We start from the raw sequence: 26,732 nt of genomic DNA on the forward strand, positions 1-26,732 counted from the left end.
CCACAATGAGGACGATGTCGGGCGTGCAGCGGGCAACCGCGGCCGAGGGGCGGCTGCGTTTCAAATTTCCGAGCTTCGCAGGTTTGGGGCGCATCTCTCCGGAGGAGGTGCGGCTTTCCGTCAAGCCCATCTCGCGGCAGTTGCCGCGGGTGGAACTGGTTCTGAAGCGTTCCATCCCCCTGCTCATCGTCGCCTTCCTCTCCGTCGTCGCAGCCTCGCGCGTTCTCGGCATCGTGGCGGAATACGGGCGGATGGAAGATTCAGCCCGGCAGTCGACGGCGCTGATGGCCGCCGCGGCACGCGCTGCCTTCTCCGGTGAGCCGGCCTTTTCCAGCCGTGACCGGGCCACGGCGGAAATGCGCCTCGCCTCCTTCCTGCCGCAGCAACAGCTGAAATCCGACACCTTCCTTCTCCTTGTCGACGAAGCCGGGCGTGTCTTTGGCGGATCGGGCGAGATCGCGGCCTATATCGGGCGCCGCCTCACATCCGTGCTGCCGGAAACCGCCGCGTTGCGCCGTTTCGGCGGAGACGATGGTGTGATCGAAACCTATTTCGGGGAAATTCCCCATTATGCGGCGATCCAGCCGCTCGGCAGCGAAGGAGCGCTCATCGTCGCAGCCCAATCGCTCGACGGCATTCATCGCTTCTGGCGGCGGGAAGTATCGCTCAACGTCACGCTTTTCACCGGCATTTCGGCGATCCTGCTCATCATCCTCTACGCCTACTACATGCAGGTCAAACGCGCCCGTGACGCCGACGATATCTTCATCGAATCCAATCTGCGTATCGAAACCGCGCTGTCGCGAGGCCGCTGCGGGCTTTGGGATTTCGACGTCACCAACAAGCGCCTCTTCTGGTCCGGCTCCATGTACGAGATGCTCGGCCTGCCGCCCGGCAGCAATGTCATCTCCTTTGCCGACGCAGCACGGATGATGCATCCGAGCGACGGCAATATCTGCACGCTTGCCCGGGCCATAAGTCGCGGCAATGCCCGGCAGGTGGACCAGGTCTTTCGCATGCGCCACGCCGCGGGCCACTATGTCTGGATGCGCGCCCGCGCCCAGGTGGTGAAGACCGCCGCCGGCCGGACCCACGTCATCGGCATCGCCATGGACGTGACCGAGCAGCATCGTCTCGCCCAGCGATATGCCGAAGCCGACCAGCGGCTCGCGGACGCGATCGAATGCACCTCGGAAGCCTTCGTTCTGTGGGACAAGAACGACCGGCTCGTGATGTGCAACACCCATTTCCAACAGGCTTACGGGCTGCCGGATAGCGTGTTGGTGCCGGGCACCGAACGTGCCTCCGTCAACGCGGCGGCCGCCCGGCCGGTCATCGAACGGCGGGTCGCCGACCCGGACGGCAGCGGCCTTTCCCGCACGACGGAAGTGCAGCTTGCCGACGAACGCTGGCTGCAGATCAACGAACGACGCACCCGTGACGGCGGCCTCGTCTCGGTCGGCACCGATATCACGCTCCTGAAGCGCCACCAGGAGCGGCTGCGCGACAGCGAGCGCCGGCTGATGGCGACGATCGGCGACCTCTCCTCTTCGCAGAAGAAGCTGGAGCGCCAGAAAGCCGAGCTTTCGATCGCCAATGCCAATTACCAGGCGGAAAAGGAACGCGCCGAGGCCGCCAACAAGGCGAAGTCCGATTTCCTCGCCAACATGTCGCATGAACTCAGAACGCCGCTCAACGCCATCCTCGGCTTTTCGGAAATCCTGATGAACGGCATGTTCGGGCCGCTCGGTTCGCCGAAATATTCGGAATATTCCAAGGATATCTACGACAGCGGCAAGCATCTCCTGAACGTCATCAACGACATCCTCGACATGTCGAAGATCGAGGCGGGCCACATGCGCATCCAGTGCGAGGCGGTCGACTTGAAATCACTGATCGAGGAAAGCCTGCGTCTGACCTCCATCTCGGCTCAGGACAAGGCGATCATCATCCGCCAGCGCCTGTGCGACAGCCTCGACATGGCCGGCGACCGGCGCGCGCTGAAACAGGTGCTGCTCAACCTCCTCTCCAACGCCGTCAAGTTCACCAACGAGGGTGGCAAGGTCGAATTGCGCGCCCGCAGGCTTGAAAAGGGCACGGTGCTGACCATTGCCGATACGGGCATCGGCATCCCCAAGGAATCGCTTAGCAAGATCGGCCAGCCCTTCGAGCAGGTGCAGAGCCAGTATGCCAAGAGCAAGGGCGGCTCAGGGCTCGGGCTTGCCATCTCCCGCTCGCTGATTTCGCTCCACGGCGGCACGATGCGCATCCGTTCCCAGGTCGGCAGGGGAACCGTGGTTTCGCTGCATATCCCCGACCGGCCGCTCCAGGCGGCACGGAAACGGTCGGCGTGAGACTCACATAATCCTCGATATGGCGGACGTGCGGCGTCCGTGCATCAGGCTATGTTGCAGGTTGTGGCTCAAAAGAATTCAGGGGCAACCGTGCGGAAGCGAATCCGTCTTAACGCCACCTGTTATCTGTCTGTTGTGGACTCCAGCTAACATTACAGCAAGACAAGGAATTGAAGCGAGGGGGAGTATGTCGCCAGAATGTCCGTTCTGCGTGGCAAACCGAAGCGGGAAGGACCAGCCCGTTTTCGCCAACGAAACCTGCTTCTTCCTCAAAAGTACAGATGAGGTTCTCCAGCATTCTGGCATGATCATCCCCTTCAGGCACGTCAACTCGCCATTCGATCTCACTCCTGCCGAGTGGATCGACACCTTTGATCTCCTGATTAGAGCCAAAGCCCATTTGGACCAGACAGAGCCTAGCGGCTTCAACTTGGGATGGAATGTAGGGCACGCAGCAGGGCAGGCAGTCGATCACGTGCATCTGCATGTAATTGCGCGCTTCGCCGACGAACCGCTCACAGGTCAAGGCATACGCTATCACCTCAAGCAGTTGAAGAACCGCCGACAATCGTCACTTGACGGCCCGGGGAGTAACAGTCCTCCCGAACACCTCCCGCACCGCCTTTGAAAGCCTCTTGATCTCCCCTTCCAGCGTCCCGATGTCCGGGCAGCCCCCTGCCCGGCAGACACGCTCCAGGAGACCTGCCGGCGCGTCTTTGGGATCGAAGGGACCGTCAACGCAGAGCCTTATGATCTGGGAAAGCTCGGTGAAGAGGCGCAGCGCTTCGAGGCAAGCGTCGAGATCGCCGGGCGGCATCAGCTTGCTGCCCAGCGTCTTCAGTGCCTCGGCCGTACTGAAGCCATAGGTATCGATGGCGACGCCGCTCGCCGGCGCGATGAGGCGCAGATATTGCGCAATGAACTCGATGTCGATCAGACCGCCGGGGATGAGCTTGAAATCCCAGATGTCGCGCGGCGGCTTTTCCTTTTCGATCAGCGCGCGCATCTCGGCCACATCCTTGGCGATCTTGCCGACGCCCCGCCTGGCCGAAAGCACTTCGCCGATCACATCCCTCGCCTCGTTCACAAGGCTTTCATCGCCGCAGACGAGACGGGCACGCGTCAGCGCCATATGTTCCCAGGTCCAGGCTTCCTCGCGCTGATACTTGCTGAAAGCGTTGATGCGCGTGGCAACAGGCCCCTTGTTGCCCGACGGCCTCAGACGGAGATCGACCTCGAAGATCACGCCTTCCGCCATGGGTGCGGAAAGTGCAGCGATCAGCCGTTGCGTGATGCGGGTGAAATAACGGGTGGAATCGATGGGCTTCGGCCCCTCGCTTTCCATTGCGTCTCCGTCGTAGTCATAGAGAAGGATGAGGTCGACGTCGGAACCGGCGGTGAGCTCGAAACTGCCGAGCTTGCCCATCCCCATCACCGCGACACGCCCGCCGGGATAGGCGCCATGCGCGGCCGTAATTTCCGCAGTGACCGCCTTCAGCGCGGCCTCGATCAGGAGATCGGCAAGATGAGTGAAGGCGCACGCCGCCTCGACGCCTGAGATCGCTCCGGTGAGCAGCCTGATCCCGATCAGGAAACGCTGTTCGGCAGCGAAGATGCGCAGCCGGTCGAGCAGTTCCTCGTAAGCCCTTGCACCGCCGATGAAGGTCGTCAGCCGCTGCGAGAGATATCCCCGGGTCGGCAGCTCGGCCATCAGGCCGGGGTCCAGCATGCCGTCGAAGACATGCGGCTTGGAGGCGACGATATCCGCCAGCCTTGGTGCCGACGACATGATCGTGACGATCAGTGCCAATAGCGGCGGGTTGTTGCCGATCAACGAGAAGAGCTGGATTCCGGCCGGCAGGCCTTTGAGAAAATGATCGAAGCGCAGCAATGCCTCGTCGGCCCGCTTGCTTTCCCCAAATGCCTTGAGCAGCGCCGGCATGAGCTCCGTCAGCCGCTCGCGCGCCTCGACAGATTGCGTGGCGCGGTATCGGCCGTAATGCCAGGTGCGGATGACGCGGGACATGTCGGCCGGCCGTTCGAAGCCGAGCGAAGCGAGCGTCTCAAGTGTGCCGGGATCATCCTGCTGTCCCGTGAAGACGAGGTTGCCGTCACCGCCCGAAAGCTTCGCCTCCTGTTCGAAGAGCCGTGCGTAGCGTCTTTCGACCGTCCGCAGCACCTCTTCCAGCCTGGCCGAAAAGCTCGCCGCATCGGCAAAGCCCAGCATGAAGGCGATGCGCTTCAACTCGGCATCCGTCTCCGGCAGGTTATGGGTCTGCTCGTCATGCACCATCTGGATGCGGTGCTCGACATCCCGCAGGAACCAGTAGCATCCGGTGAGTTCCGCGGCGATCTCCGGCGCGATCCAGTTCGCCTCGGCAAGGGCGGCAAGCGCCGCCTCCGTCTCCCGGGCGCGCAGCGGCGGCATGCGGCCGCCGGCGATCAATTGCTGGGTCTGGGCGAAGAACTCGATCTCGCGGATGCCGCCGCGGCCGAGCTTCACGTCATGGCCCTTCACGGCGATCGCGCCATGCCCCTTGTGGACATGGATCTGCCGCTTGATCGAATGGATGTCGGCGATCGCCGCGTAGTCGAGATATTTGCGGAAGACGAAGGGGATCAGAAGCCGCAGGAAATTGTCGCCGGCAGCAATGTCGCCCGCAACCGGCCGGGCCTTGATGAAGGCCGCCCGCTCCCAGTTCTGCCCCCTGCCCTCGTAATAGATCAGCGCCGCATCGAGCGAGACGGCAAGCGGCGTCGAACCGGGGTCGGGGCGCAGGCGCAGATCGGTGCGGAAGACATAGCCGTCCGCCGTGCGCTCCTGCAGGATGCGGATCAGCCGCCGCATCATCCGCCCGTAGATTTCCGAAGCGTCGAACGGATCGTTCAGGATGCCCGCTTCCGGATCGTAAAAGACGACGATGTCGATGTCGGAAGAATAGTTGAGCTCGCGGCCGCCGAGCTTGCCCATGCCGAGCACAATAAGGCCCGAGCCCTTGCTCGGTTCAGCAGGATCGGCAAGCTTCAGCTTGCCGCTCTCATGGCCGGCGAGCAAAAGATGGTCGATTGTTGCCGCGACGGAAGCATCGGCAAAGGCGCTCAGCCAGCGGGTCGTGTCCCGAGCGGAAAAGATGCGCGCAAGATCGGCGAGCGCGACCAGAAAACTCAAACCCCGCCGAGCCGTCCTGAGTGTCGTCATCACCTCGTTTTCCGAGGGTGCCTTGCCGTCTTTCGGACGCCATGAATTGCGCGCCGAATCGATCAGTTGTTCCAAAGCCGGCTCAAGCGGCTCACCTATCGCTGTAGCGAGAAACGCGGGAGAAATGACGGCCGTGTCGCGCAGATAGGGCGAAAGCGTGAAGGCTGCGGCGATGAAATTCCTGAGCGGGCTTTCCTTCGCGAGCAGATCGGCAACCGCCGGCTCGGTCTTGCCCATATCCTTCAAGGCGGCCGTCGCCGCCTTCAACTCCGCCTGGTTCAGCGGGCGTATCACATCCGCCTTGACCGCATCGAGCCGGCTCAGTTTTCCCGACACCGAAATCCTCCTCGAATCTCTCCCTCGCTCTATACCCACTTAGGGCTTCGGGACCGGAAAGACCATGGTGACGGTCAGGCCGGGCGCTTCCGTATTCTCCTTGTGCGTGGAGGAAAGTTCGAGCGAACCACCATGCAGTTCCATCACCGCCTCGACGAGCGAAAGGCCAAGCCCGGTGCCCGGCTTGGAGCGGCTTTCGTCAAGACGGACGAACCGCTTCAGCACCTCGTCGCGCTTTTCGGGCGGAATGCCCGGCCCGTTATCGCAGACAGAGAGCCGAAACGTGCCGTCTTTTTTTGCAAGCTTCACGCCGACCTTCGGCTCGCCCTTGCCTCCGGCGGCATATTTGATCGCGTTGTCGAGCAGATTAAAGATCGCCTGACCGATGAGCTCGCGGTTGCCGCGCACGATGAGGCCCGGCTCCAGCGCGGTCGTGAGAGAAAGGCCCGCCTCCTCCGCCACCGGCTCATAGAGCTCGGCGCTGTCGGCGGAAATCGCCGAAAGATCGACGTCGGACATTTCCGCGGCGATCGACCCGGCTTCCACGCGAGAAATCATCAGCAATGCATTGAAAGTTCGGATGAGCTGGTCGGATTCCGCGATGATGCCTTCCAGGGCGGAGCGGCGCACGTCCTCGCGCTTCTCGGCCAGCGCATCGGCCGCCTTGTTGCGCAGCCGCGTCAGCGGTGTCTTCAGGTCATGGGCGATGTTGTCCGAGACCTGACGCAGGCCTTCGTTGAGTTTCTCGATGCGGCCGAGCATGGCGTTCAGCGAATCCGACAGCCTGTCGAATTCGTCGCCGGATTTTCCGACCGGCAGGCGCTGGGAAAGGTCGCCGGCCATGATCTTCTGGCTTGCCGCCGACATGCGGTCAATGCGCTTCAGCGCGTTGCGGCCGATACCGAACCAGATCACCAGCGCGCCGAAGCCCATGATCGCCAACGCCACCATCAAGGCCCGCCGCACGAGACCGCGGAACCGGTTCGGATCCCCCAGATCGCGGCCCACCATGACCCGGAGGCCATTGTCGAGGAGCAGCACATTGGCCACGGCCAAGTGCCTCCGCGAACCGGCGGCCTCCGAATAAGGTTCGTAGCTGAAAGGAAATTTAGTCCAACCCTGCTCGTCAAGCACGCCCGGCTGCACGGAGGCGACATTGCCCGCCAGCATCTCGCCGTTCGGACCGGCGATCACATAAAGATTGGCACCCGGCTGGCGTGCGCGGCGCTCCATCATCCGCAGCAGAAGATTGATGCCACCGCGCTCATAGGCGCGCTCGATATCCTGCACCTCCTCCTGTAATGTCTGACGCGTCTGCTGCGCGAGCAGCCGTTCGGACATCGCCGTCACGTAAAAGACGAGAAAAGCGGCGCATAGTGCGAAGAGCAGAATATAGAGCGCCGACAGCCGCACGGCTGTCGAGCGAAACATCAGGCGGGCACGTGCGAGCAATTAGGCCTCGTCCTTGATCATGTAGCCGGCGCCGCGGATCGTCTTCAGAAGCGGCTTGTCAAAGTCCTTCTCGATCTTCGAGCGAAGCCGCGAGACATGCACGTCGATGACGTTGGTCTGTGGGTCGAAATGATAGTCCCAGACGTTTTCGAGCAGCATGGTGCGGGTGACGACCTGGCCGGCATTCTTCATCAGATATTCGAGCAGGCGGAATTCGCGCGGCTGCAAAAGCACTTCCTTGCCGGCGCGCTTCACTTCGTGGGAAAGGCGGTCGAGTTCCAGGTCGCCAACGCGGTAGACCATGTCCTGTTCGGGCGTGCCTTTCCGACGTCCCAGCACTTCCACCCGGGCAAGCAGTTCGGAAAAGGCATAGGGCTTCGGCAGGTAGTCGTCGCCGCCGGCGCGCAATCCCGTCACGCGGTCATCCACCTGGCCGAGGGCGGAGAGGATCAGCACGGGGGTGTTGATGCCACGCTTGCGAAGCTCGCTGATGACCGACAGACCGTCGCGGCGCGGCAGCATGCGGTCAATCACCAGCACGTCGTAGGAATTTTCCGTGCCCATGAAGAGGCCGCTTTCGCCGTCGCTTGCATGGTCAACCACGATCCCGGCCTCGCGAAAGGCCTTGGTCATGTAGGCAGCCGCCTCCAGGTCGTCTTCGATCACCAGAATCTTCATGTGCGGAACAATAGCGTCACCGCCCGTTTTTGCACCATTGGATTCGGCAGTTTCGGCAGAATAACGGACGCTCGTCTCCATCTCTTTTCCCTTCCAAAGGAAAAGGGCGCCGGCCGTTGCCGGCGGCGCCCCGCTTCAATACGACCAAAAAGGGATCAGCCCTGATCGATCGGCAGGGCGATGAAGCGGCTGTTGCCGCTGCCTTCGACCTGGAACAGCGCACGGGTGCGGCCGTCCTTGCGGGCCTCCTCGATCACCTTGCCGATATCGGCGGCACTCTCCACCTTGCGATTGTTGACCGAGACGATCTTTTCGCCGCTCTTCAGGCCGCGGGCGGCAGCCTCGGAGTCAGGATCCACCTCCGTCACCGAGAGGCCGGAACCGTCCTCGGCCGGGGCAACGGTGATGCCGAGATCGGCAAGCGCCTTCTCGCTGGACGGGGCCGGAGCGTCGGGCTGCTTCGGTTCGGCGGCGGCAGCTTCGTCGCTTGCGAGGTTGCCGAGCGTGACCGGGATCGTCTGGGCCTTGCCGTCACGCCACAGTTCGACATCGACCTTGGTGTTCGGACCGAAGGCCGCGACGCGTTTGGCGAGGTCACGGGCATCCTTGATCGGCTGGCCGTTGACGGCGGTGATGACGTCGCCTTCCTTGATGCCGGCCTTCTGGCCCGGCGAACCTTCCTGCGGGGCGACGACGAGGGCGCCGGAGGCTTCCTTGAGGCCAAGCGATTCGGCAATGTCCTGATTGACCGGCTGGATCTGGACGCCGAGCCAGCCACGCTCCACCTTGCCGTCCTTGATCAGGTCGTCGACGACGTCCTTGGCCACCGAGGCGGGGATTGCAAACGCGATGCCGACATTGCCGCCGGAAGGCGAGAAGATCGCCGTGTTGATACCGACCACTTCGCCCGAAAGGTTGAAAGTCGGGCCACCCGAATTGCCACGGTTCACGGCCGCGTCGACCTGGATGTAGTCGTCATAGGGACCGGAGCCGATGTCACGACCGCGGGCCGAGACGATGCCGGCCGTTACCGTGCCGCCAAGGCCGAACGGGTTGCCGACGGCGACGACCCAGTCACCGACGCGCACCTTCGAATCGTCCGCGAAGCTGACATAGGTGAACTTGCGGCTGGAGGCGTCGACCTTCAAGACCGCGAGGTCGGTGCGGCTGTCCTTGCCGACGAGCTTGGCTTCAAGCTCGGTACCGTCGTTCATGACGACCGTGTAGGCCGAACCGTCGGAGACGACGTGGTTGTTGGTCACGAGATACCCGTCTTCGGAAATGAAGAAGCCGGACCCCTGGGCGGTCGGGCGAAGACGGTGCGGGCGGTTGCTGTCCGGGCCGCGCGGGCCGCCCCGTTCGGCGCGGTCCTGGTCGCGGTCGCCGGGGCCGCCCGGCATCTGGCCGCCGAATTCGCGGAAGAAGCGTTTCAGCGGATGATCGTCCGGAAGCTGGTCGAAACCGCGGCCGCCGAAATTGAAGGAGAAATTGCTGCTGTCGTCGGAAGCGACCTGCGTGTCGGACTGGACACGGACGGAAACGACGGCGGGCGAAACGGCGGAGACGACGTCCGCAAAGCTCGGTGCCTGCGGCGCGGTGACGCTGACCGGAGCCGCGAAGGACTGCACGACCTGAGCCGGGATGCCGCTCGACAGCATGACCGCTGCAAGACCAGCCACGGTGGAGGCCTTCAAAACGGTCTTCAGGGAGGGACGTCCGATATTGCGCATCTTTAGAGTTACCTTCTTTTCTTCAGTCGTGATGTTGGCCGGAGGTCTGGCCAGGCGGTGGATGACGAAGATATAGGCGGCAACACGTTAACTGCACGTGGCGGACGAATGAAATATTGGTAATGTTCGCCCTTGGCTGTGTCAGGCGGCTATTTTTTCAGGAACTCTTCGAGTTTCGACTGCTCCTCCGGCGTCAGCGCCGCAACCGTCCGCTGGCTGGGACGCGTGCGGACGAAAACGAAAATCGCAGTGGCGCCAATGAGAAGCAGCAGGATCGGCGTTGCCCAGAGGATCATTGTCTTGGTGCTGAAGCGCGGCTTCAAAAGCACGAACTCGCCGTAGCGCGATACGACGTAGTCGATCACTTGGCTGTCCGTATCGCCGTTGCTCAAACGCTCGCGCACCAGCACGCGCAGGTCGCGGGCAAGCTCAGCATTCGAATCGTCGATCGACTGGTTCTGGCAGACCATGCAGCGCAGTTGCGCCGAGAGGTTCCTCGCCCGCTGTTCGAGAACGGGATTGGAGAGAACCTCGTCCGGATTGACGGCAAAGGCTGGCAGCGCATTCAGAAACAGGAAAAGCGCGATGAAAAGCCTGCGCATCACTCCGCTGCCTCCAGTGCCGGTTTCACCGGCTTCGCCTTCCGCCTTGGAGCCCCGACCCGAAGCCTGCGGTCCGACAGCGACACGAAGCCGCCGAACATCATGATCAGCGCGCCGCCCCAGATGCACAGGATGAACGGCTTCCACCAGATGCGCACGACGATGCCGCCGCCTTCCATCGGATCACCGAGCGAGACATAGAGTTGGCTGAGCCCGAAAGTCAGGATGCCCGCCTCGGTCGTCGGCATGCGCCGGGCCGTATAAAGCCGCTTCGACGACCAGGTATCCGCAACCTGGACGCCACCGCGGCTGACCGTGAAATGCCCGCGTTGCTCCGTGAAGTTCGGGCCGACCGCGTCTCGCATGCCGTCGAAGGTCAGCGAATAACCGCCGGCATCGACAGAAGCGCCGGGTTTCATCTCGACCACCGTTTCGGTGCCGAAGGTCGTCGCGGCGAAAATCCCCAGAACCGTCACGCCGAGGCCGAAATGGGCGATCGCCGTGCCGAAGACGGAACGCGGCAGGCCAGCAAGCCGCCGTAGACCGACCGACAACCCGACCTTCGAAAAATTGCCTCTATACCAGAGATCGGCGAGCGCGCCGAACATGCCCCAGAAGCCAAGCGCGAGCCCGAAGATCGCCATCACCGGACCGCCGTTGTGAACGTAATAGAAGGCAAGGCCTGCGAACAACGCCAGCGCGGCAAAGATCCAGAGCCTCTGCAGCGCGCCGAGCAGGTCGCCCCGCTTCCAGGCGAGCATCGGCCCGAAGGGCACCACGACCAGAAGCGGCAGCATCAAAAGCCCGAAGGTCATGTTGAAGAAGGGCGCGCCAACCGAGATTTTTTCGCCGGTCAGCGTTTCGAGCACCAGCGGATAGAGCGTGCCGGTCAGCACGGTTGCGGTCGCGACCGTCAGGATCAGGTTGTTCAGCACCAGAGCGCCCTCGCGCGAGATCGGCGCGAAAATCCCGCCCGCTTTCAGCATCGGCGCCCGCCAGGCAAACAGCGTGAAAGCGCCGCCGATGAAGATCGCCAGGATGCAAAGGATGAAGATGCCGCGCGTCGGATCGGTCGCGAACGCATGCACGGAGGTCAAAACGCCGGAGCGGACGAGGAAGGTGCCGAGCAGCGACAGCGAGAATGTCATGATCGCCAGAAGCACGGTCCAGATCTTCAGCGCCTCGCGCTTTTCCATGACAAGCGCGGAGTGGAGCAACGCCGTGCCGGCGAGCCAGGGCATGAACGAGGCGTTCTCGACCGGGTCCCAGAACCACCAGCCGCCCCAGCCGAGCTCATAATAGGCCCAGTACGAACCCATGGCGATGCCGGCCGTCAGGAAGGTCCAGGCGGCGAGCGTCCAGGGCCTGACCCAGCGCGCCCAGGCGGCATCGATGCGTCCTTCCATCAGGGCCGCAACAGCGAAGGAGAAACAGACGGAAAAGCCGACATAACCGAGATAGAGAAGCGGCGGATGCACCGCGAGCCCGAAATCCTGCAGCACCGGATTGAGGTCCTGCCCCTCGGCAGGGGCGGGATCGAGGCGCAGGAACGGGTTCGAGGTCAGCAGGATGAAGAGCAGAAAAGCGCCGGCGATCCAGGCCTGCACGGCGAGCACATTGGCTTTCAGACTGTCCGGAAGGTTCCGCCCGAAGACCGCCACCAGCGCGCTGAAAAAAGTCAGGATCAGCAGCCAGAGCATCATCGAGCCTTCGTGATTGCCCCAGACACCGGAATATTTGTAGATCAGCGGCATCAGCGAATGGGAATTCTCCCAGACGTTCTTCACCGAAAAATCCGAGACCACATAGGCCCAGGTCAGCGCAATGAACGACAGGGCGACGAGCGCGAAGACCGTCAGCGTCCCGGTTGTGCCGAGCGCCATCATCGCCGTGTCGCCACGCCGGGCTCCAATCGCCGGCAGGACCGAAACAATCAGGGCAGTGGCAAGCGCGAGCACAAGCGCGTAGTGGCCGATCTCGATGATCATCGGGTCGCCGCCTCCTTGCCCTCTTTACCTTGGCCCTCGTTCCATACGCCATCGGCTTTCAGCCGGTCAGCGACTTCCTTCGGCATGTAGTTCTCGTCATGCTTGGCAAGCACGCTGTCGGCAACGAAACTATGCGTCACCGCGTCGAAGGTTCCCTCGGTCACCACGCCCTGCCCTTCGCGGAAGAGGTCCGGCAGGATGCCCGTATAGGTGACGGGCACGTCGCCCGTGCCGTCCGTCACGGTGAAACTCACCGTCGAACCCTGGCCGCGCTTTACGGAACCTTCCGCCACCAGCCCGCCGAGCCGAATACGCGTGCCCGGCTTGACCTCCGTCTTGGCGAGGTCGGCGGGCATGAAGAAATAGGCGACCGACTGGCTGAAGGCGAACATGACGAGCAGCACGGCGACGATGATGAAGCTCATGCCGCCTGCGATCACCGCAAGCCGTTTCTGTTTGCGCGTCATTGGGTCGTTCCTTCCACGGCGAGCCCCATCTCGTTCGCCAGCGCCACCAGTTCGCCGGAGGATGGAAACTGTTTAAGCCCGCTCTTCAGCGCTTCCTGGGCTTTCTCCTTGTCGCCAAGCACGGTATAGGAGCGTACCAGTCTCAGCCAGCCTTCGAGATTGTTCGGATCCTCTTTCAGCCGCGCCGCAAGGCTGTCCACCATGCCGCGGATCATCGCCTGCCGGTCATCCTGAGACATGGTCCCGGCTGCGGCCATGTCTTCCTGCGTCGGATTGCCGGGCGCCTGCGCCGTACTCTGATCGGGCGCGACCGTGCCGCCATTCTTGGCAATATGCTGGTTCACGAGCTCGAGCCATGGCGCGCCGGCCGGCGAATCCTTGGCGATCGCCTCGAACACGCTCCGCGCCTCTGCCGCCCGCCCCGCCTGTTCGAGCCCGAGGCCGACATAGAAGCGCGACCGCGGATTATCCGGTTCGAGCCTCACCGCCTCTTCGAACGCAGAACGTGCATCCTCCGTGACGATGCCGTCGTTGGAAGCCACCAGCGTCTCGCCGAGACCGGCCAACCGGGTTGCGCTGGGGCCAAGCAGGCGGATCGCATTGCGATAAGCCATTTCGGCGTCACCCAGCCGCATGGAGCGGAAGTAGATCGGCGCGAGCAGATCCCAGCCCGCCCCGTCGTTCGGGTTCTGGGCGAGATGGCGTTCCGCCTTGGCTACGAGCAGGGCGACATTGTTGCCGGGATTGGCGAGGCGCGCTTCGAGCGGCTGGTCCGGAAGCCCGGGGCTGCCAAGCGTCAAGTAAAGACAGAGACCGACGACCGGCAGCACGAGCGTTACCATGGAGGTCACGAGGGCATATTTCCCCGCCTTTGCCGCGCCTTCCTGCCTATCCGCATTCGCCCCCGCCGCGGCAAGCAGCCGGCGGCCTATTTCGGCGCGGGCATATTCGGCCTCCTGGGGCTCGATGAGACCCTGGGCGCGATCCCGCTCCAGCTCGTTCAGCTGATCGCGATAAACCTCGACCTCACCGGTACGATCGGCAGGCGCCACCTTGCCGCCGCGGGCGAAGGGCGCGATCAGCACTGCCGCAACGGCTGCCGTCAGAAGCGCGAGGATAATCCACAAAACCATAATGGCCCATTACTGCAACGGCGCTAGCTTTCCAACTGCGGCGCCGGCGTTGACGCGAATTTGAGGCGTTTCGCCGCAAGTCGCGGCATTCATATGGTGTCTGAAGCCGTATCCGGCCATGACATAAGTCAAAGCGTCGCAGACGTATCAAACTTCACGTTAACGGCGTCCACGTCCCGTCGGAATTGCGGCATGCCGCACCGCGTGCCGTCACGTCGCGTCCGTCGGCGGTTACAGTATGACGATATTGACGGCAATTCTGCGTTCCGACCTGATAAGGAGCATTGGCGACCACCTGGCCGTTTGCGTCATCTCCCTTCCAGGGTACGGTCTGGCCGACGGCGGCTCCTTCCAAAGCCCGGTATTCCGCCTCCAGGGCGCGTGAACGGTCGCTCGCCGAAAGCGTCACACCCGTGCGGCCGACGATACCGCCCTGCAACGCGGAAATATAGGAGGCGGACGCGGAAGGCTTCGGCGAAAGAAGGCCACGCGGTCCACCCATCCCGCTACGTGACGCTGTACCGCAGCCGGCAAGCATGCCCGCTACAAGAAACAATGAAACGGCATTTCGGAGTTTCGGGGATCGCATCTTGTCAAAAACCGGGTCGCGAGTTGTCTTTGCTCGGTCATCTCTGCCGAAATTGCTTCCGTCTCGGCATGGCATCATTATGGCGCTACTCGAAAAACACATGGATCCGATAATGGCTCAATCCTCGCATATCAGCAGGCTGCAGCAATGACGCTGTTTCCGGAAAAGATATAGCAGGCGATCCATCCGTCCATAACCGGAGGAACGGATCAATCCCATGTTGCCCTTCCGCCACATCTGCTCCGGTGTTGTCATGGCTCGCCTCGCAGCCTTCGTCGGGTTCACGCCACACTCTTCGTCACGCCCGGCAGGAGAAGCCGGGCCATCAATCCCCCGCGCGGTCCGCGCGTCAGCTCGAACATACCCTGATATTCACTGGTGATCTCGCGCACGATCGACAGACCCAGACCTGCACCCGGCTTGCTCTCATCGAGCCGCGTACCGCGCTTCATCGCTTCGCGGATCTGGTCGGGTTCGAGCCCTGGCCCGTCATCCTCCACCGTCATCTCGACCCAGGTGCGCCGCAGCGCATCCCCGTCCTGTTGCGGCCCGGAGGCCGGCGTTGCGGTGATCCAGACACCCGTCTCGCAGAAGCGCGCGGCGTTTTCGAGCAGATTGCCGATCGTCTCCTCCACATCCTGCTGCTCCATGGCAAGTGCTGCGCCTGGCGGTGAGACGGAAAGATGGAATTCCTTGTCCGGATTGAGCCGGCGCATGACTCGGACCAGACGCTCCAGCGCCGGCTCGATATCCGTGCGGGCGAGCAGGGATTCGCGCTGGGCGGCGATGCGCGCGCGGCTGAGATAGGATTGCACCTGTGCCTGCATGGCTTCGGCCTGCGAACGCACGAGTTCGGACTGCGGCTTGTCAAGCAAGCGCGCTTCGTTGAGCAGCACGGCGATCGGCGTTTTCAGCGAATGGGCGAGGTTGCCAACCTGCATGCGCGCCCGCTCGACAAGGCGGCGGTTGCTTTCGATCAGCGCATTGATGTCATTGGCAAGCGGCATGATCTCGCGCGGGAACTCGCCCTCCAGCCGCTCCGCCTCCCCGCGCCGCACCCTTTCGAGCGTCCGGCGGGCCCCGTCGAGCGGCAGCAAGCCATAGAGGATGGCGAGGCCGTTCACGACGAGACTGCCCAGGCCGAAGACGGCGAGCGCGATATAGAGGCTGCGGGTAAAGGCCTGGATATCCTCCTCGACGACCGCCAGATTGCCCGACACGCGGAAGCGGGCAGCCCGCCCCTCGCCGTCAAGGACAACCTCGGTTTCCGCAACGAGAACATGGTTCCCGAAGGCGTCAGTTGCAGGATAGAAGCGCTCGTAGCGGTTGTTGAAGGGTACCGCCAGGATCGAGGGCACGCTGATGTTCGAAGTGCCGAGAGAGGAGGAGGATAGCGGCCTTGCCGCAAAGGTGCCGAGCGGTTCGATGATCCAGTACCAGCCCGTCTCCGGCTGGGAAAAGCGCAGATCGCCGAGTTGCGGGCTTCCGGAGAGCTGGTTGTCGCTGCCGATCGTGATCGAATTGATGACGTTGTAGAGTTGAGCGCGCAGAAGGTCGGTGAAGGCGCGCTCCGCCGATTGCCGGTAGAGCTGCGAAATCACGATCGAGATCACCACCAGGGCCAGCGCCGACCAGGCGGTTGCGAGAAGCAGCACGCGGGCTGTCAGCGATCTCGGTCCGATGGTGTGAAACCTAACGCGCATCAGTTGGCGCTTGCATCCTGTAGCCGAGGCCGCGGACAGTCTCGATGAGATCGACGCCGAGCTTCTTGCGAAGCCGGCCCACGAAAACCTCGATCGTATTGGAATCGCGGTCGAAATCCTGGTCATACATATGCTCCACAAGCTCGGTGCGGGAAACGACCTGGCCCATATGGTGCATCAGGTAGGAGAGCAGCCGGAATTCGTGCGAGGTAAGCTTGAGCGTCACGCCGTCGACGCTCGCCTTCGATGCCTTGGTGTCGAGCCTGACCGGCCCGCAGACGATCTCCGAAGAGGAGTGCCCGGCGGCACGGCGGATCAGCGCACGCACCCGCGCCAGCACTTCCTCCACGTGGAAAGGTTTTGCGACATAATCGTCGGCACCGGCATCTATTCCCGCCACCTTGTCGCTCCAGCGGTCGCGCGCGGTCAGCATCAGCACCGGCATGCCCTTGCCGCCGGCGCGCCATTTCTCGATGACGGTGATGCCATCCATGGCCGGCAGGCCGATATCGAGGATCACCGCGTCATAGGGCTCGTTGTCGCCGAGGTAATGGCCTTCCTCGCCATCGAAAGCCTGGTCGACCACATAACCGGCCTCTTTCAAGGCATCGGAAAGCTGCCGGTTGAGATTGACGTCGTCTTCGACCACCAGAATGCGCATGCACCGTCCCTCGAATGATATGCCGGCAGATTGGCCGAGAGCTTACATCGGAACCCTTACGGTGACCTTACGCGGCCTCTCGCTGCCGTTGCCCTGGACGAGCACCGTGACGACACAGGTCTGGCCGTCGGAGGACGGCTGAGCAGAAAGAAGCTGGCCGCCGGTTTCCCGCACAACGCGAGATGCCGCCGAGCCGCAATCGCCCGCAACGAGCATGAGATAATCACGCGCGGAGGCCTTTTCCGGCTGCAGGCCGGAAAAACCGGCAATGCCGGCAGCCAGTATCGCGATGATCGGCAGTCGCGCCATGGTTACAGTTTCCACTCACAAGACAACAGGATACATGCCCGAAGCATATGACGGAGTATGTAACCAAAGGCGGCTGAATGGCAAATGAATGGTCCGTAATGCTTTCTTTCAGGAGGCTATTTTCCCCTGATTCCGGTATCGGCAGAAATCCGCCCATAGATTGCAAGAAGCCCGCCGGCCGCCCCCGCCAATGTCACCGCGATGTCCGCAAGATCGGCCTGCATGTCGGCGCCGAGCTCGATTCCCGCCACCTGCAAAAGTGATGCACCGACTGCAATCAGTGCGCCCCAGACCGTTTTCGACTGATACCAGGCCTTCATCCCGTCCATGTTTCATCTCCGTTTCTTGAGCTAAAGTAAAATGGTCGTTCCAACCGGCACACCGAGCGGCACGGCGCGGCCCATCTGCCGTATGCGCAATGAAAGGCTCGTCTGCGCCGCGCCGAAGTCGGCAGTCTCATCGGCCGCCGGATAGGTGAAGGCCGGTTCCGTCACCTCGATCACGCGCCGGACGATTGCTCCGTCCAGAACCTCGATGCGGTAGCGCTCCGTCGGTTCGTCCAGCGGGATATCCGCTCCCTCCCAGTCGTCCGCTTCCACCCTGCCGCGTCTCACCCAGGTCACCCGGACGTCGCCCGCTGCCTGTCGCTCCCCGCGGACATGCACGGGCGACAATGGCGTCTCCGCGCGGATGCCGCCTGCAAAGACATGCGGGCCTGAGCGGCCGCCAGCCTGGCCAAGGCTTTCCGCCAGCCAGTTCATGCTGAGACCACGCTCTTCCGCCGTGAGCCCCAGCGACACCACCGCCTCGTCGAGAACCACGACGGCAGCGCCCTGACCCGCGCCGGCCAGCATCGCATCTTCCGTGCCGCCGAGACCGCGCAGCAAGCGCCCGAGGCGCCAGCGGTTCGGACTGATCTCCTCCGCATCCGCATAACCGATCACTTCCCAGACGCCGTTCGCCGCCTTTACTGCGATCCGGTTCTCGCCGTTCAGCACCGCCCGCTCATCCGCAGAGGACAATCCGCCGAAGAAGAGGTCGAGTTCCGCCATACCGCCCCTATCGAAGCGCCCGGTCATGCCGGGACTGAGCGGCGCAGCCAGAACGCCCACTCTAGCGGGTCGGTCGAGCACCGTCCGCGTCCGGTAGCCCTGGCTTCCGGTTGACGACGACAGCGCCATGCGTCGCCACGGCCGGCAGTGACCGGCAATGCGCGCGAAGCCTGGCGCTTCGCCCGACGAAAAACGGGGCAGGTCGAGGAAGTGCAGGACCGGCGCAAAGGCATCGGAAACGATGCCGCCCCCATTCCTGCGTTCCGGCTCGCCGGCGTAATTCGCCGGTGCAAGCGGCGCGTGATGGCGTGCCTCGATCCGCCGTGCGGCCCCCTCCTCGATCCGCTCGACGATGAAGGTCCCGTCCGGACCGGCGATATCCGGCAGCGCCAACCGCACCGCATCCCCCGGCTCGACCCCGATATCGGCAGGTGAGAGTGAAAAGGTAACCGTTCTCCGCCCGATCCGCTGCGTGCGCAGCAGCGTCTCGACCGCGCCGAGTGCCGTCTCCTGCGCAAGCACCGCCGGCAGATCGTAGCTCAGGGTCCGCTGGCTTGCGGCCCGCGTCCGGTGGGAGCGCACACTGGCCTGCTCATAATCGAGCCGCGGATTGTATGATGTCAGCACCGCTTCCGCTGCGAAATCGCTGTCGTGACTGCGGTTCTCGGACCAGAGCGGCTCGCCCTCGATATCGGCGACGACCGAAACGCTCGCTGGCGCCAGGCTCGCACTCAGCCGCGACCGAAAGCGCAGTTTTCCGGCATCCTCGGTGACATCCACCTGAAAGACGTCGAGCAACGGCTCAAGGAGTGCGCGCGCCGAGGTCACCTCGCCCTGCACGTAACCTGTCAGGTCGCCGCTCACTTCGGAGACGTCGAAATCCATGAACCCGTGCTCGGTCAGGATCGCTGCGATCGCATCCGCCAGCGTCGTGCCTCCCAGGCGCCCGTTCAGCCAGTGGCCGGCGCGCCAGTTGCCGCCGTCGCTCCAGATCGACAGGTCGTCGGGGAAGGCTGGCATGGGCCTCGCATCCCAGGTCCAGACGAATATGTGGTCTGCATCGACAATGCCGGTCGATGCGTCTTCGCCCTGCCACCGGCCATGATGTGCTTCGAGAAACCGTCGCTGCATGCTGTCGGAACGGGCGAGGCTGGAGAAATAAGGTGCCGCGCTTTCCGCCGATTTCGGATCGATGAAGACGTTCGGCTGGTTGGCGCCTTTGTCCACGGCCGGGCAGCCGAGTTCGGTGAACCAGATTGGCTTCATGCCGGGCGTCCAGGCTGTCGGCGTCGCTTTCTCGATACCATCCATCCGGTCGTAATGTCGGTTCGACCACCAGCCGGAGAGATCCTTGGTACGGAATACCCATGGTTTTCCGGCGAGCCCATCGGTGATCGGCGAGCGCACCCGGTTCTCGCGGTCCGTATCGCTCGCATAATACCAGTCGAAGCCTTCTCCGGCGGAGATCTGCCCCGCCATCGCCTCGGCATCGTCCGCCAGCCGGAATCCATCCGGATTGTCCGCAAAAAGGTCCTCGTCCCTCCAGTCGGCCAGCGGCATGTAATTGTCGATGCCGACGGCATCGATATCCGGCGAAGCCCAGAGAGGGTCCAGATGGAAGAACACCTCGCCCGAACCATCCTGCGGGTGAAAGCCGGAATATTCGCTCCAGTCCGCGCCGTAGGTGAGCTTCGTTGCCGTGCCGACGATCGCCCTTACGTCCGTCGCCAGCCCGACCAGTTCCTGCACGAAGGGAAAGGCATCCGTCTCGTCGCGGAGCTGCGTCAGCCCGCGCAATTCCGAGCCGATAATGAACCCGTCCACGCCACCCGCAGCCTCCGCCAGACCGGCGTAATGCAGGATCATCCGCCGATATCCATCGGCACCGTTCGAGAACGCCTCGACCTGCGCTCGCGCCGCCGCCGTCCTGTCTGCAGTTCCCGGCTGCCCCTGCGCCGGAAAGCAGGTGATCCGACCGCGCCAGGGAAAGGCCGCTTGCTCCGCATTGCCATAAGGGTCCGGCAGGCTGTTTCCGGGCGGGATATCCATCATCACGAACGGATAGAGATAGACCTTCAGCCCCCGCGCCTTGAGGTCGGCGATCGCCTGCCCCACGCTCGCATCGCTCGGCGTGCCGCCGAAGGCCGGTCCGCCATCCCGGCTCACCAGATGCGCTGCCGAACGCGACATCCCGGCCACGGACCACTCGGTACTCTCCTCCCTCCTTGCCGCGACTTCCACGCCCGGCACGATCCGGCAATGCCCGGCCCTGAGATCGGTCCCGAACCAGGAGACCACCAGCGCCACACGCTGAAGGTTCGGGCAGAGCGCCTGCAACTCGTCCAGCGAAGCCTGCCAGTCCGTCGCCGCCGTCAGCACATTGCGGTTCAGGATGCGCGCGCTGCCCTCGCCGGTCTTTTCGGTCACCGGCACCGTCGAATAACCATGTTCAGTCGCGCCAGGGATGATCGTGACGGCACGGATCTGCCGCTCCAACGCGCCCACCAGCCGCAACACCTCGAACTGCATGAGCGGAATGCGGTTTCCGAAACTGTCGAGCGGCAATCGCTCGAACACCACGTAAGCAAGGCCGCGATAGGCCGGCGCATTATCTTCGCCTTGCTTCGCTTCGACCAGCGGATCGGGCAACTGCCCCTTGTCGCCGCGATAGACCCGCATCTCGATCGCTGTCAGGCTGAGTTCGCGCCCGTCGGCCCAGACGCGCCGCACGCCCGCAATCGGCCCTTCACACAGCCCGACCGCCAGGTTGGCGAAATACCGGAACGTCTCGACCCGCTGCCCCGTCGCCTTGCCGCCGGAACGTTCACGCGTCACCTCCTCCTCGAACCGCGTCGCCCAGATCAGCGTGCCGCCGATCCTCGCCGTGCCGTAGACGCGGTTGATCGCCGACCCCTCGTCCGCACCCGGAATGCGCGCAGTGGCCAACCGGGCGCCTGAGACCGTCGTGCTGCCATTGATCAGAGCGCGATCGACCAGGCCGCCGGCCAGCGCCCCCGCCGCGCGCCCGAGGATCGCGCCGACAGGACCGAACACACCGCCGAGCGCCGCACCCGCTGCCTGAAAGAGAATGGTGGCCATGAAAATACCTCGCGGCCATCCTGCGGATACCACTGGATGCGCGCTTAGATTGTGATAGCGTGTGGAAATTCGAGAGCAGAAGCAGCAGGCGCCGCGCCAGCCGGCGCATCAGTGGAGATAGGCTACACTGACTCAGGCAGGAGCCCTGCCCTCAATGATGGAGGTGATGTTATGAGGCTTAGGCCGATTGGCATTGCGCTTATATTGAGAATGACCCGGACGAGCTGGTCACTGACCGTCCGGGTCGTATTCAAAAGATAAGTCCACGGTGGGCGGGGTTGCCGCCTCGCTCACCACTCCATCAATATACGCCAAACGGCATGTTTTTCAATCGCGCCCTATCGCCGGAAACCGATGCACGGCTGCAATCCGTCGCCTCCACGAAGGCACCAGCGCCGAGCGCGTCACCGCCGTCTGCTCATAGGCATGAATGAAGTGCTCCGGCTCGGCGAGGATGCCGGCATGCTTGGCGGCGCAATCCGGCCGCCAGCGGAACAGCAGCAGGTCACCCGGCTGTGCCTCACCCATCGGCACTGGCTCCCCGAACAGCCGCCGCGCCGCGTCCACCAGACGATCCTCGCCGCTCCGCTCTGCCCAGTCTGGCGCATAGGCCGGCACCGCCTCCGGCTCCCCACCGTAGAGCTCGCGCCAGATGCCGCGGATCAGCCCGATACAATCGCAGCCGATCCCTTTGGCCGCGCCCTGATGACGATAGGGCGTGCCGATCCAGCTCTCCGCCAACACAACGACCTTGCCGCCTATCCCGCTCATTCGAAAATCGGGCCGCCGTCATGGACCCGCTCCCCATCGGCATAGGAATAGGCGAAGTCGGCGCCCGGCATATGCGGGAAGCCCCGGAAATTCAGGTGGTTGGCAAAGCGCGCCCTGCAGGTCGCAAACGACTTGTCGCAGCCAGCCGTCACCGTGAACGTCTCGCCCGCTGCAATCGGCTCCTCCAACGGCAGCCAGAAGGTCAGCTCCGCCGTGCCATCCGCTCTCCGCTCGTGCGTTTCGACATCGGCCGCCCCGTCGCTGGAGAACGTCAACGCGCCCTGCCGGAAGAACCCGCTCTCGAAACCGCCGAGCCCGGAAACGACGATCCGGCTTGCATCCTTCACCTCGATAACCGCTCCTTCGCCGCGCCAGGACGAAAGGTCCAGACCGCAGCGGGCATCACCCAGCACGGCATCGCAGCGGCGGCTGTAGACACGCCCCTGCGGCTGGCTCAACCGATGCGCCAGGCTGCGCAGCTCCGCCCGGAACTCACCGCCGGCGCGTGAGACCTCGCCGATCTCGCGAACGTTCAGCAGCATATGCTGATCGGGTGCCGCCCAGTTCACCAGAAACTGTTCGACGCGCGCGCCGTCGTAACGCCCGGCCGCCAGGTCTTCCTCGCGGATCGCCGCGCTTGAAAAACCGCCGGACACCTCGTCGGCGCTGATGGAAAGTCCGGCGGCCGCTTCCGCTTCACTCGCTGAAAAGCCGCTCGCAGCCAGGAAGGCCGTGCCGCCGAGGGCGAGATCGCGATCGTGGTCGGTGAAACCGAGCACCACGCCGTCGCGCCGGGTCACCCGCCAGCAATGGCAGGTGGTGGTGGCCTCGCCGGCCAGATGTGCGGCAAGCGCCGCCGGTGCCGTTCTCATGCCAATATCTCCGTCAGTGGAATGGTCTGGATGCGCCCCGCGTCGAAGTGCGCGAGATTGACGTCGATCCGGTCGGTATCGAAGCGCACCGGCACGTCGAATTCGAAACCTGCCCGCACCACCGCGCCGGCCATCGGGATATGCTCGGCCACAAAAGTCACGATTCCGGTCGCCGGATCGACTTCGAACGAACCCGCCGGCTTCTCGATATCGTCCACCGAGACGACCACCGTCCCCGCCACCGGTTTGGCGATCCGCCGTATCCAGCTCCCGCCGCTGTCGGCATAGGTCTTTACGAGCTGAAACTCGGCTGCTGCACCATCCCCGGTGCCGATCACCTGATCGCTCGCCGACACCGCCTCGCCCGGCCCGCAGGACTTCCAGTCGACCGGATCGCGGAAGCGGAATCCGTAAAGCTGTCCGCCGCGCGCCTCGAAGAATTCCAGCACGGCATAAAGGTCGGCCAGCGATTTTACGCCCGATCCGGCATCATAGCTTCGCCGGGAATCCCGCCAACGCTGGTTGCGGCTCTCGCGGCCATTGGAAAGATTGACGATATCGGTGCGCCGCACCGGCCCGCCCGTCGCGCCGAGCGCCAGCCGCAGCGGGAACCGTACATCATGAAAACCGCTCATCCTGTTTCAAAGTCCTCTTCGTCCGCGTGCGACGCTGCGCGCCAGCATGGCGGAAATCTGTCCTTCGCTTTTGCGGAAACTTGCGGCATCGGTCGCGGTAACATTGAAGACGATCTGCGGCTCCGCCCCGCCTGCGGCCGCGGCCACGCCGAGCGCGCCATCCGGCCCGCGCCGGAGCGGCAGGATCGCCTCGGCGCCAGCCTCGCCCATCAAGCCCATATTGCCGCCCATCGGGAAGAAGCTTGGCGCGCGCACCACCCCGCCATCGGCAAACGGCGTCACAGCGCCGACCAGACCACCCACCGCATTGCCCAACATGCTCTCCAGCGGTTTCAGTCCGGCGGCAAGCGTGATATCGGCCAGTCGATTGCCAAGCCCCCGCAGCACGTCCTCCAGCCCCTTGCCGCCTCCGGCAGCGGACTTCAACGCGCCCGTCAATGCGGCGCCGAAACGCTGCGACCGGCTTTCCAGCTCGGCCATCACGCCGGCCAGCGCCTCGGCATTGGAGAGCGCGCCGGCAAATGTGTTCTCATCGTCTTCCATGATTGGTCTCCAATTGCCCCTCATCCCTGGCCCTCTCTCCGCCGGCGGAGAGAGGGCGCGAGCCAGGGTGGCATGCTCCCACCTTTCCCTTGAGGGGGGAGGTCATCGCGAAGCGATGGGGGGTGACATCTTCAGGGCTAGGTCACCCCACCCCGGCACGGCGTGCCGACCCTCCCCCTCGAGGGGAGGGTACTCACCCATCCGGAAACGCCCTCATCAGCGCCTCCAGCCCAGCCCTTTCCATCGCCGCGCCTCGCGATCGCAGCCCTCCGGTCATGGCAAAGAACTCGACGGGCGTCAGTGCCCAGAAGTCTCGCGGTACCAGCCGCAGCAGGCAGAGGCCGGCATGCATGACCGTTTCCCAGGGAAACGGCTCCGCCTTGACCTCTTTTTCCTCGATCACAATTCCGGACGGAAAACCGCTTCGCACGTTCCCGGGAGTTGCCTGACCGCCTGCCGCGGCCCTCAAGGGTTTGCCGTGGCTTCCCCGCTGGCCTCGCCGAACGTCGCCAAAAGCAGGTCACCGACGATCCTGGCGGAACCGGCAACCCCGCCATCGACGTTCATCGCCGCCACCTCGTCGTCGGAAAAGAGATTGCCACCGCCTCTCAATCCGGCGCCGATGACGCGGATCATGTCCGCGGCCTTCAAGCGCCCGGAAGAGAAGCGTTCCGCCAGTCCGTTGAGGTCGCCGGCGGCAAAGGCCGTCTCCAGTTCCGCCAGCGCTCCCAATGTGAGGCAAAGGATGCGGCGTTCGCCGTCGATCATCGCCTCCACCTCGCCGCGCCTGCGGTTCGCCCGCCCGCCGCCGAGCATCACAGCGCTCCGAATGCCAGGCTGCCGGCCGATTCCAGCGCCAGCTCGAAACGGATCTCGCCATTGTGCTCGCCGGAATATTCGAGCGCCGTCATCTGGAAAGGACCCGTGATCGTTCCGAAAGCCGGAATTGAAATCTGCCAATCCAGAATGCTGCCGGCGAAGAATGCCGTCCGCACCAATGCGTCGCTCGCCTGATCCTTGAAGAGGCCGGCGCCCGTCAGCGAGGCGCGTTGCACGCCGGCTCCCCCCAGAAGTTCCCGCCAGCGCCCGGCGCTTTCCGCGTCCGTGATATCGACGGTCTCGGCATTGAAGGCGAGCCGTTTCGAACGCAACCCCGCGACGGTCAGGTACGTGCCGCCGTCGTCGATCTTCAAGAGCAGGTCCTTGCCCTTCTGTGCCACCATGTCTCAAATCCTTTCGTTGAAGAGGATGCGAACCTATTCCGTCACCGCCCGGAACCGCATTTCGGTCAGATAGATCTTCGTCTTCGGCTCACGACGCGTGCGCATGCTCATCCGCAGGAGACTGACCAGCACGGCGCCGTCCAGTCCCAACGCCGCATCATGCAGCAGGTCATGGACAAGCCCGGCGATCTGCTGCGCCTCTCTCCGTCCCTCGCCGTCCGACCAGACCTCCAGCGTCAGAAAATGCTCTTCACCGCTCTCCGTCGAGGTCGAATAATCCCGCGCCTCCAGCTCGCCGAACACGATGCAAGGCAGCTTGGGCCGCGACGACAACCGGTCCCGGACACCGTCCGCCCCGATGATCGCGGTCAAGGCGGCATTGCCGGAAAGTCGCTGATGAATCGCGACCAGAAGCGCGTTCGCCGCCGTCATCGGGTCTCCTCCTCGCACTGGCAGACGAGATAGCGCCGCGTCTCGTCGGGATCGCGGGCCAGCTTGACGACGAACACCCGCGTGCCCTTGCGGAACCGCTGGCCGGCTGTGATATCCTCGCGGAACTTCACCCAGATGCGATGGCTGATCGTGCCCCGCTCGGAGGCGGCTTCTTCCGTCACCAGGAAGGAGACGGGCTCGATCCGCGCCCAGAGCGAAGCCACCACGTCGAAGGACACGGTTGCACCGCCCTGCCCGTCCGGCACGGCCTGCGGCGCCTCCAGGTCGAGCCGCGCCGTCATCTGGCCGGGATCGAAGAAGACGACCATCAGAGCCTCCGCATCCTGAACGGCGCGATCAGCCGCTCGTAACCGTCCGGAATGCCGGCTGGCTGCTGATCCGGCGAGATCGCGCCGCGGAAGGCGAACATATGACCGATATGGATCGACATTGCCCGCTTCAGCGTATCGGGCACGTCCGTCCCCGCCTCGCCATATCCGGCCGAGAAGTCGATCTCGATGCCGTTCACCGCCTGCCCCGGCTCTGGCGGGTTTCTGAGCCACAGCCGCGCCGGCCGGCCCACGCCGTCGAGAAGATGATCCTGGAGCGGAATGTCGACGGCGGTCCCGTCCGCTTCGTAAACGGTAACGGTTTCAACCGATTGCACCGGAAATTTCGAGATGTGGATGATGCCGTCCTTCGGCCAGCGGTCGAGATGGAGCCGCCAGGCTTGAGAGATCAGGCAAAGCCCGGTCTCGCGTTCCAGATGCTCGCGGGCGGTCCGGATGAGCGAGGCCAGCAAGGCATCTTCATCCGCACCGTCGAGACGCAGGTGGGCCTTCACCTCGGCAAGCGTCAGCGGCTCCGCTGCGGGCGGAGTGGTCAGGGCGTAGGTCATGGGGTT

26 protein-coding genes are annotated in these 26,732 nt (G+C 63.8%); 2 read left to right on the forward strand and 24 right to left on the reverse strand.

The annotated features are described in order from the left end of the window. Positions 1-14 precede the first annotated feature (14 nt). Positions 15-2,354, forward strand: a complete 2,340-nt coding sequence (locus tag ABK249_RS21690) for a PAS domain-containing sensor histidine kinase (RefSeq protein ID WP_348864054.1) — start codon at positions 15-17, stop codon at positions 2,352-2,354. 187 nt (positions 2,355-2,541) lie between these two features. After that, positions 2,542-2,982 carry an HIT family protein gene (locus ABK249_RS21695; protein ID WP_348863974.1) on the forward strand — a complete coding sequence of 147 codons (441 nt, stop codon included), beginning with the start codon at positions 2,542-2,544 and terminating at the stop codon, positions 2,980-2,982. On the opposite strand, the gene ABK249_RS21700 is transcribed toward ABK249_RS21695, so the two are convergent. The 24 genes from ABK249_RS21700 to ABK249_RS21815 form a co-directional block, all read right to left on the reverse strand. Next, a complete protein-coding gene (locus tag ABK249_RS21700; protein ID WP_348863975.1) occupies positions 2,926-5,889 on the reverse strand; it encodes a bifunctional [glutamine synthetase] adenylyltransferase/[glutamine synthetase]-adenylyl-L-tyrosine phosphorylase in 2,964 nt (987 codons plus the stop codon). The two genes, ABK249_RS21695 and ABK249_RS21700, sit on opposite strands and share 57 nt — an antisense overlap. A 39-nt stretch (positions 5,890-5,928) precedes the next feature. Continuing rightward, positions 5,929-7,320 (reverse strand): sensor histidine kinase, encoded by a 1,392-nt coding sequence (locus ABK249_RS21705; RefSeq protein ID WP_037159655.1) that lies wholly within the window; start codon positions 7,318-7,320, stop codon positions 5,929-5,931. 21 nt (positions 7,321-7,341) lie between these two features. Beyond that, positions 7,342-8,019: a response regulator transcription factor gene (locus ABK249_RS21710; RefSeq protein WP_037159659.1), complete on the reverse strand. Its 678-nt coding sequence runs from the start codon at positions 8,017-8,019 to the stop codon at positions 7,342-7,344. A 155-nt stretch (positions 8,020-8,174) separates the two neighbouring features. Then, a complete protein-coding gene (locus ABK249_RS21715) occupies positions 8,175-9,749 on the reverse strand; it encodes a Do family serine endopeptidase (RefSeq protein WP_037157496.1) in 1,575 nt (524 codons plus the stop codon). A 149-nt stretch (positions 9,750-9,898) separates the two neighbouring features. Next, positions 9,899-10,354, reverse strand: a complete 456-nt coding sequence (locus tag ABK249_RS21720) for a cytochrome c-type biogenesis protein (protein ID WP_227702272.1) — start codon at positions 10,352-10,354, stop codon at positions 9,899-9,901. Beyond that, complete coding sequence (locus ABK249_RS21725) at positions 10,351-12,339, reverse strand: heme lyase CcmF/NrfE family subunit (RefSeq protein WP_037157501.1); 1,989 nt, start codon at positions 12,337-12,339, stop codon at positions 10,351-10,353. Before ABK249_RS21725 ends, ABK249_RS21720 begins: the two co-directional genes overlap by 4 nt. Further along, positions 12,336-12,806, reverse strand: coding sequence for a cytochrome c maturation protein CcmE (gene ccmE, locus ABK249_RS21730; RefSeq protein WP_037157504.1), 471 nt, complete (start codon positions 12,804-12,806; stop codon positions 12,336-12,338). Before ccmE ends, ABK249_RS21725 begins: the two co-directional genes overlap by 4 nt. Continuing rightward, positions 12,803-13,939 (reverse strand): c-type cytochrome biogenesis protein CcmI, encoded by a 1,137-nt coding sequence (gene ccmI, locus ABK249_RS21735; protein WP_348863976.1) that lies wholly within the window; start codon positions 13,937-13,939, stop codon positions 12,803-12,805. The genes ccmE and ccmI overlap by 4 nt, the downstream gene beginning before the upstream one ends. 154 nt (positions 13,940-14,093) lie before the next feature. Then, on the reverse strand, positions 14,094-14,528 hold the full coding sequence (locus ABK249_RS21740; protein WP_037159662.1) for a membrane protein: 435 nt from the start codon (positions 14,526-14,528) through the stop codon (positions 14,094-14,096). A 281-nt stretch (positions 14,529-14,809) separates the two neighbouring features. Further along, positions 14,810-16,231, reverse strand: coding sequence for an ATP-binding protein (locus ABK249_RS21745; RefSeq protein WP_037157510.1), 1,422 nt, complete (start codon positions 16,229-16,231; stop codon positions 14,810-14,812). Beyond that, positions 16,221-16,892 carry a response regulator transcription factor gene (locus tag ABK249_RS21750; RefSeq protein ID WP_037157513.1) on the reverse strand — a complete coding sequence of 224 codons (672 nt, stop codon included), beginning with the start codon at positions 16,890-16,892 and terminating at the stop codon, positions 16,221-16,223. Before ABK249_RS21750 ends, ABK249_RS21745 begins: the two co-directional genes overlap by 11 nt. A gap of 42 nt (positions 16,893-16,934) precedes the next feature. Beyond that, entirely contained in the window at positions 16,935-17,201 is a 267-nt protein-coding gene (locus ABK249_RS21755; RefSeq protein WP_037157516.1) for a hypothetical protein, read from the reverse strand. Positions 17,202-17,317: 116 nt separating this feature from the next. Beyond that, complete coding sequence (locus tag ABK249_RS21760) at positions 17,318-17,530, reverse strand: hypothetical protein (RefSeq protein ID WP_037157519.1); 213 nt, start codon at positions 17,528-17,530, stop codon at positions 17,318-17,320. A gap of 21 nt (positions 17,531-17,551) precedes the next feature. Then, positions 17,552-21,352 carry a baseplate multidomain protein megatron gene (locus ABK249_RS21765; RefSeq protein WP_348863978.1) on the reverse strand — a complete coding sequence of 1,267 codons (3,801 nt, stop codon included), beginning with the start codon at positions 21,350-21,352 and terminating at the stop codon, positions 17,552-17,554. 327 nt (positions 21,353-21,679) lie between these two features. After that, entirely contained in the window at positions 21,680-22,123 is a 444-nt protein-coding gene (locus ABK249_RS21770; protein ID WP_037157525.1) for an NlpC/P60 family protein, read from the reverse strand. After that, on the reverse strand, positions 22,120-22,995 hold the full coding sequence (locus ABK249_RS21775; protein ID WP_348863979.1) for a DUF2163 domain-containing protein: 876 nt from the start codon (positions 22,993-22,995) through the stop codon (positions 22,120-22,122). The genes ABK249_RS21770 and ABK249_RS21775 overlap by 4 nt, the downstream gene beginning before the upstream one ends. Further along, the gene (locus tag ABK249_RS21780) at positions 22,992-23,630 is read right to left on the reverse strand and encodes a DUF2460 domain-containing protein (RefSeq protein ID WP_037157533.1); all 639 of its coding nucleotides are present in this window, start codon (positions 23,628-23,630) and stop codon (positions 22,992-22,994) included. The genes ABK249_RS21775 and ABK249_RS21780 overlap by 4 nt, the downstream gene beginning before the upstream one ends. Before the next feature lie 6 nt (positions 23,631-23,636). After that, positions 23,637-24,173 (reverse strand): phage tail tape measure protein, encoded by a 537-nt coding sequence (locus ABK249_RS21785; RefSeq protein WP_037157536.1) that lies wholly within the window; start codon positions 24,171-24,173, stop codon positions 23,637-23,639. Between the two features lie 193 nt (positions 24,174-24,366). Further along, on the reverse strand, positions 24,367-24,576 hold the full coding sequence (locus ABK249_RS21790) for a rcc01693 family protein (protein ID WP_348863981.1): 210 nt from the start codon (positions 24,574-24,576) through the stop codon (positions 24,367-24,369). A gap of 62 nt (positions 24,577-24,638) precedes the next feature. After that, a complete protein-coding gene (locus ABK249_RS21795) occupies positions 24,639-24,989 on the reverse strand; it encodes a gene transfer agent family protein (protein WP_348863982.1) in 351 nt (116 codons plus the stop codon). Continuing rightward, positions 24,989-25,396, reverse strand: a complete 408-nt coding sequence (locus ABK249_RS21800) for a phage major tail protein, TP901-1 family (RefSeq protein WP_348863983.1) — start codon at positions 25,394-25,396, stop codon at positions 24,989-24,991. The genes ABK249_RS21795 and ABK249_RS21800 overlap by 1 nt, the downstream gene beginning before the upstream one ends. Before the next feature lie 33 nt (positions 25,397-25,429). Beyond that, positions 25,430-25,828 carry a DUF3168 domain-containing protein gene (locus ABK249_RS21805; RefSeq protein ID WP_348863984.1) on the reverse strand — a complete coding sequence of 133 codons (399 nt, stop codon included), beginning with the start codon at positions 25,826-25,828 and terminating at the stop codon, positions 25,430-25,432. Then, the gene (locus ABK249_RS21810) at positions 25,825-26,157 is read right to left on the reverse strand and encodes a phage head closure protein (RefSeq protein WP_415926467.1); all 333 of its coding nucleotides are present in this window, start codon (positions 26,155-26,157) and stop codon (positions 25,825-25,827) included. The genes ABK249_RS21805 and ABK249_RS21810 overlap by 4 nt, the downstream gene beginning before the upstream one ends. Further along, positions 26,157-26,726 carry a head-tail connector protein gene (locus ABK249_RS21815; protein WP_348863985.1) on the reverse strand — a complete coding sequence of 190 codons (570 nt, stop codon included), beginning with the start codon at positions 26,724-26,726 and terminating at the stop codon, positions 26,157-26,159. The genes ABK249_RS21810 and ABK249_RS21815 overlap by 1 nt, the downstream gene beginning before the upstream one ends. Between the last annotated feature and the right edge of the window lie 6 nt (positions 26,727-26,732).

It is taken from the genome of Neorhizobium phenanthreniclasticum, assembly GCF_040066075.1.
Lineage (GTDB): Bacteria > Pseudomonadota > Alphaproteobacteria > Rhizobiales > Rhizobiaceae > Neorhizobium > Neorhizobium petrolearium.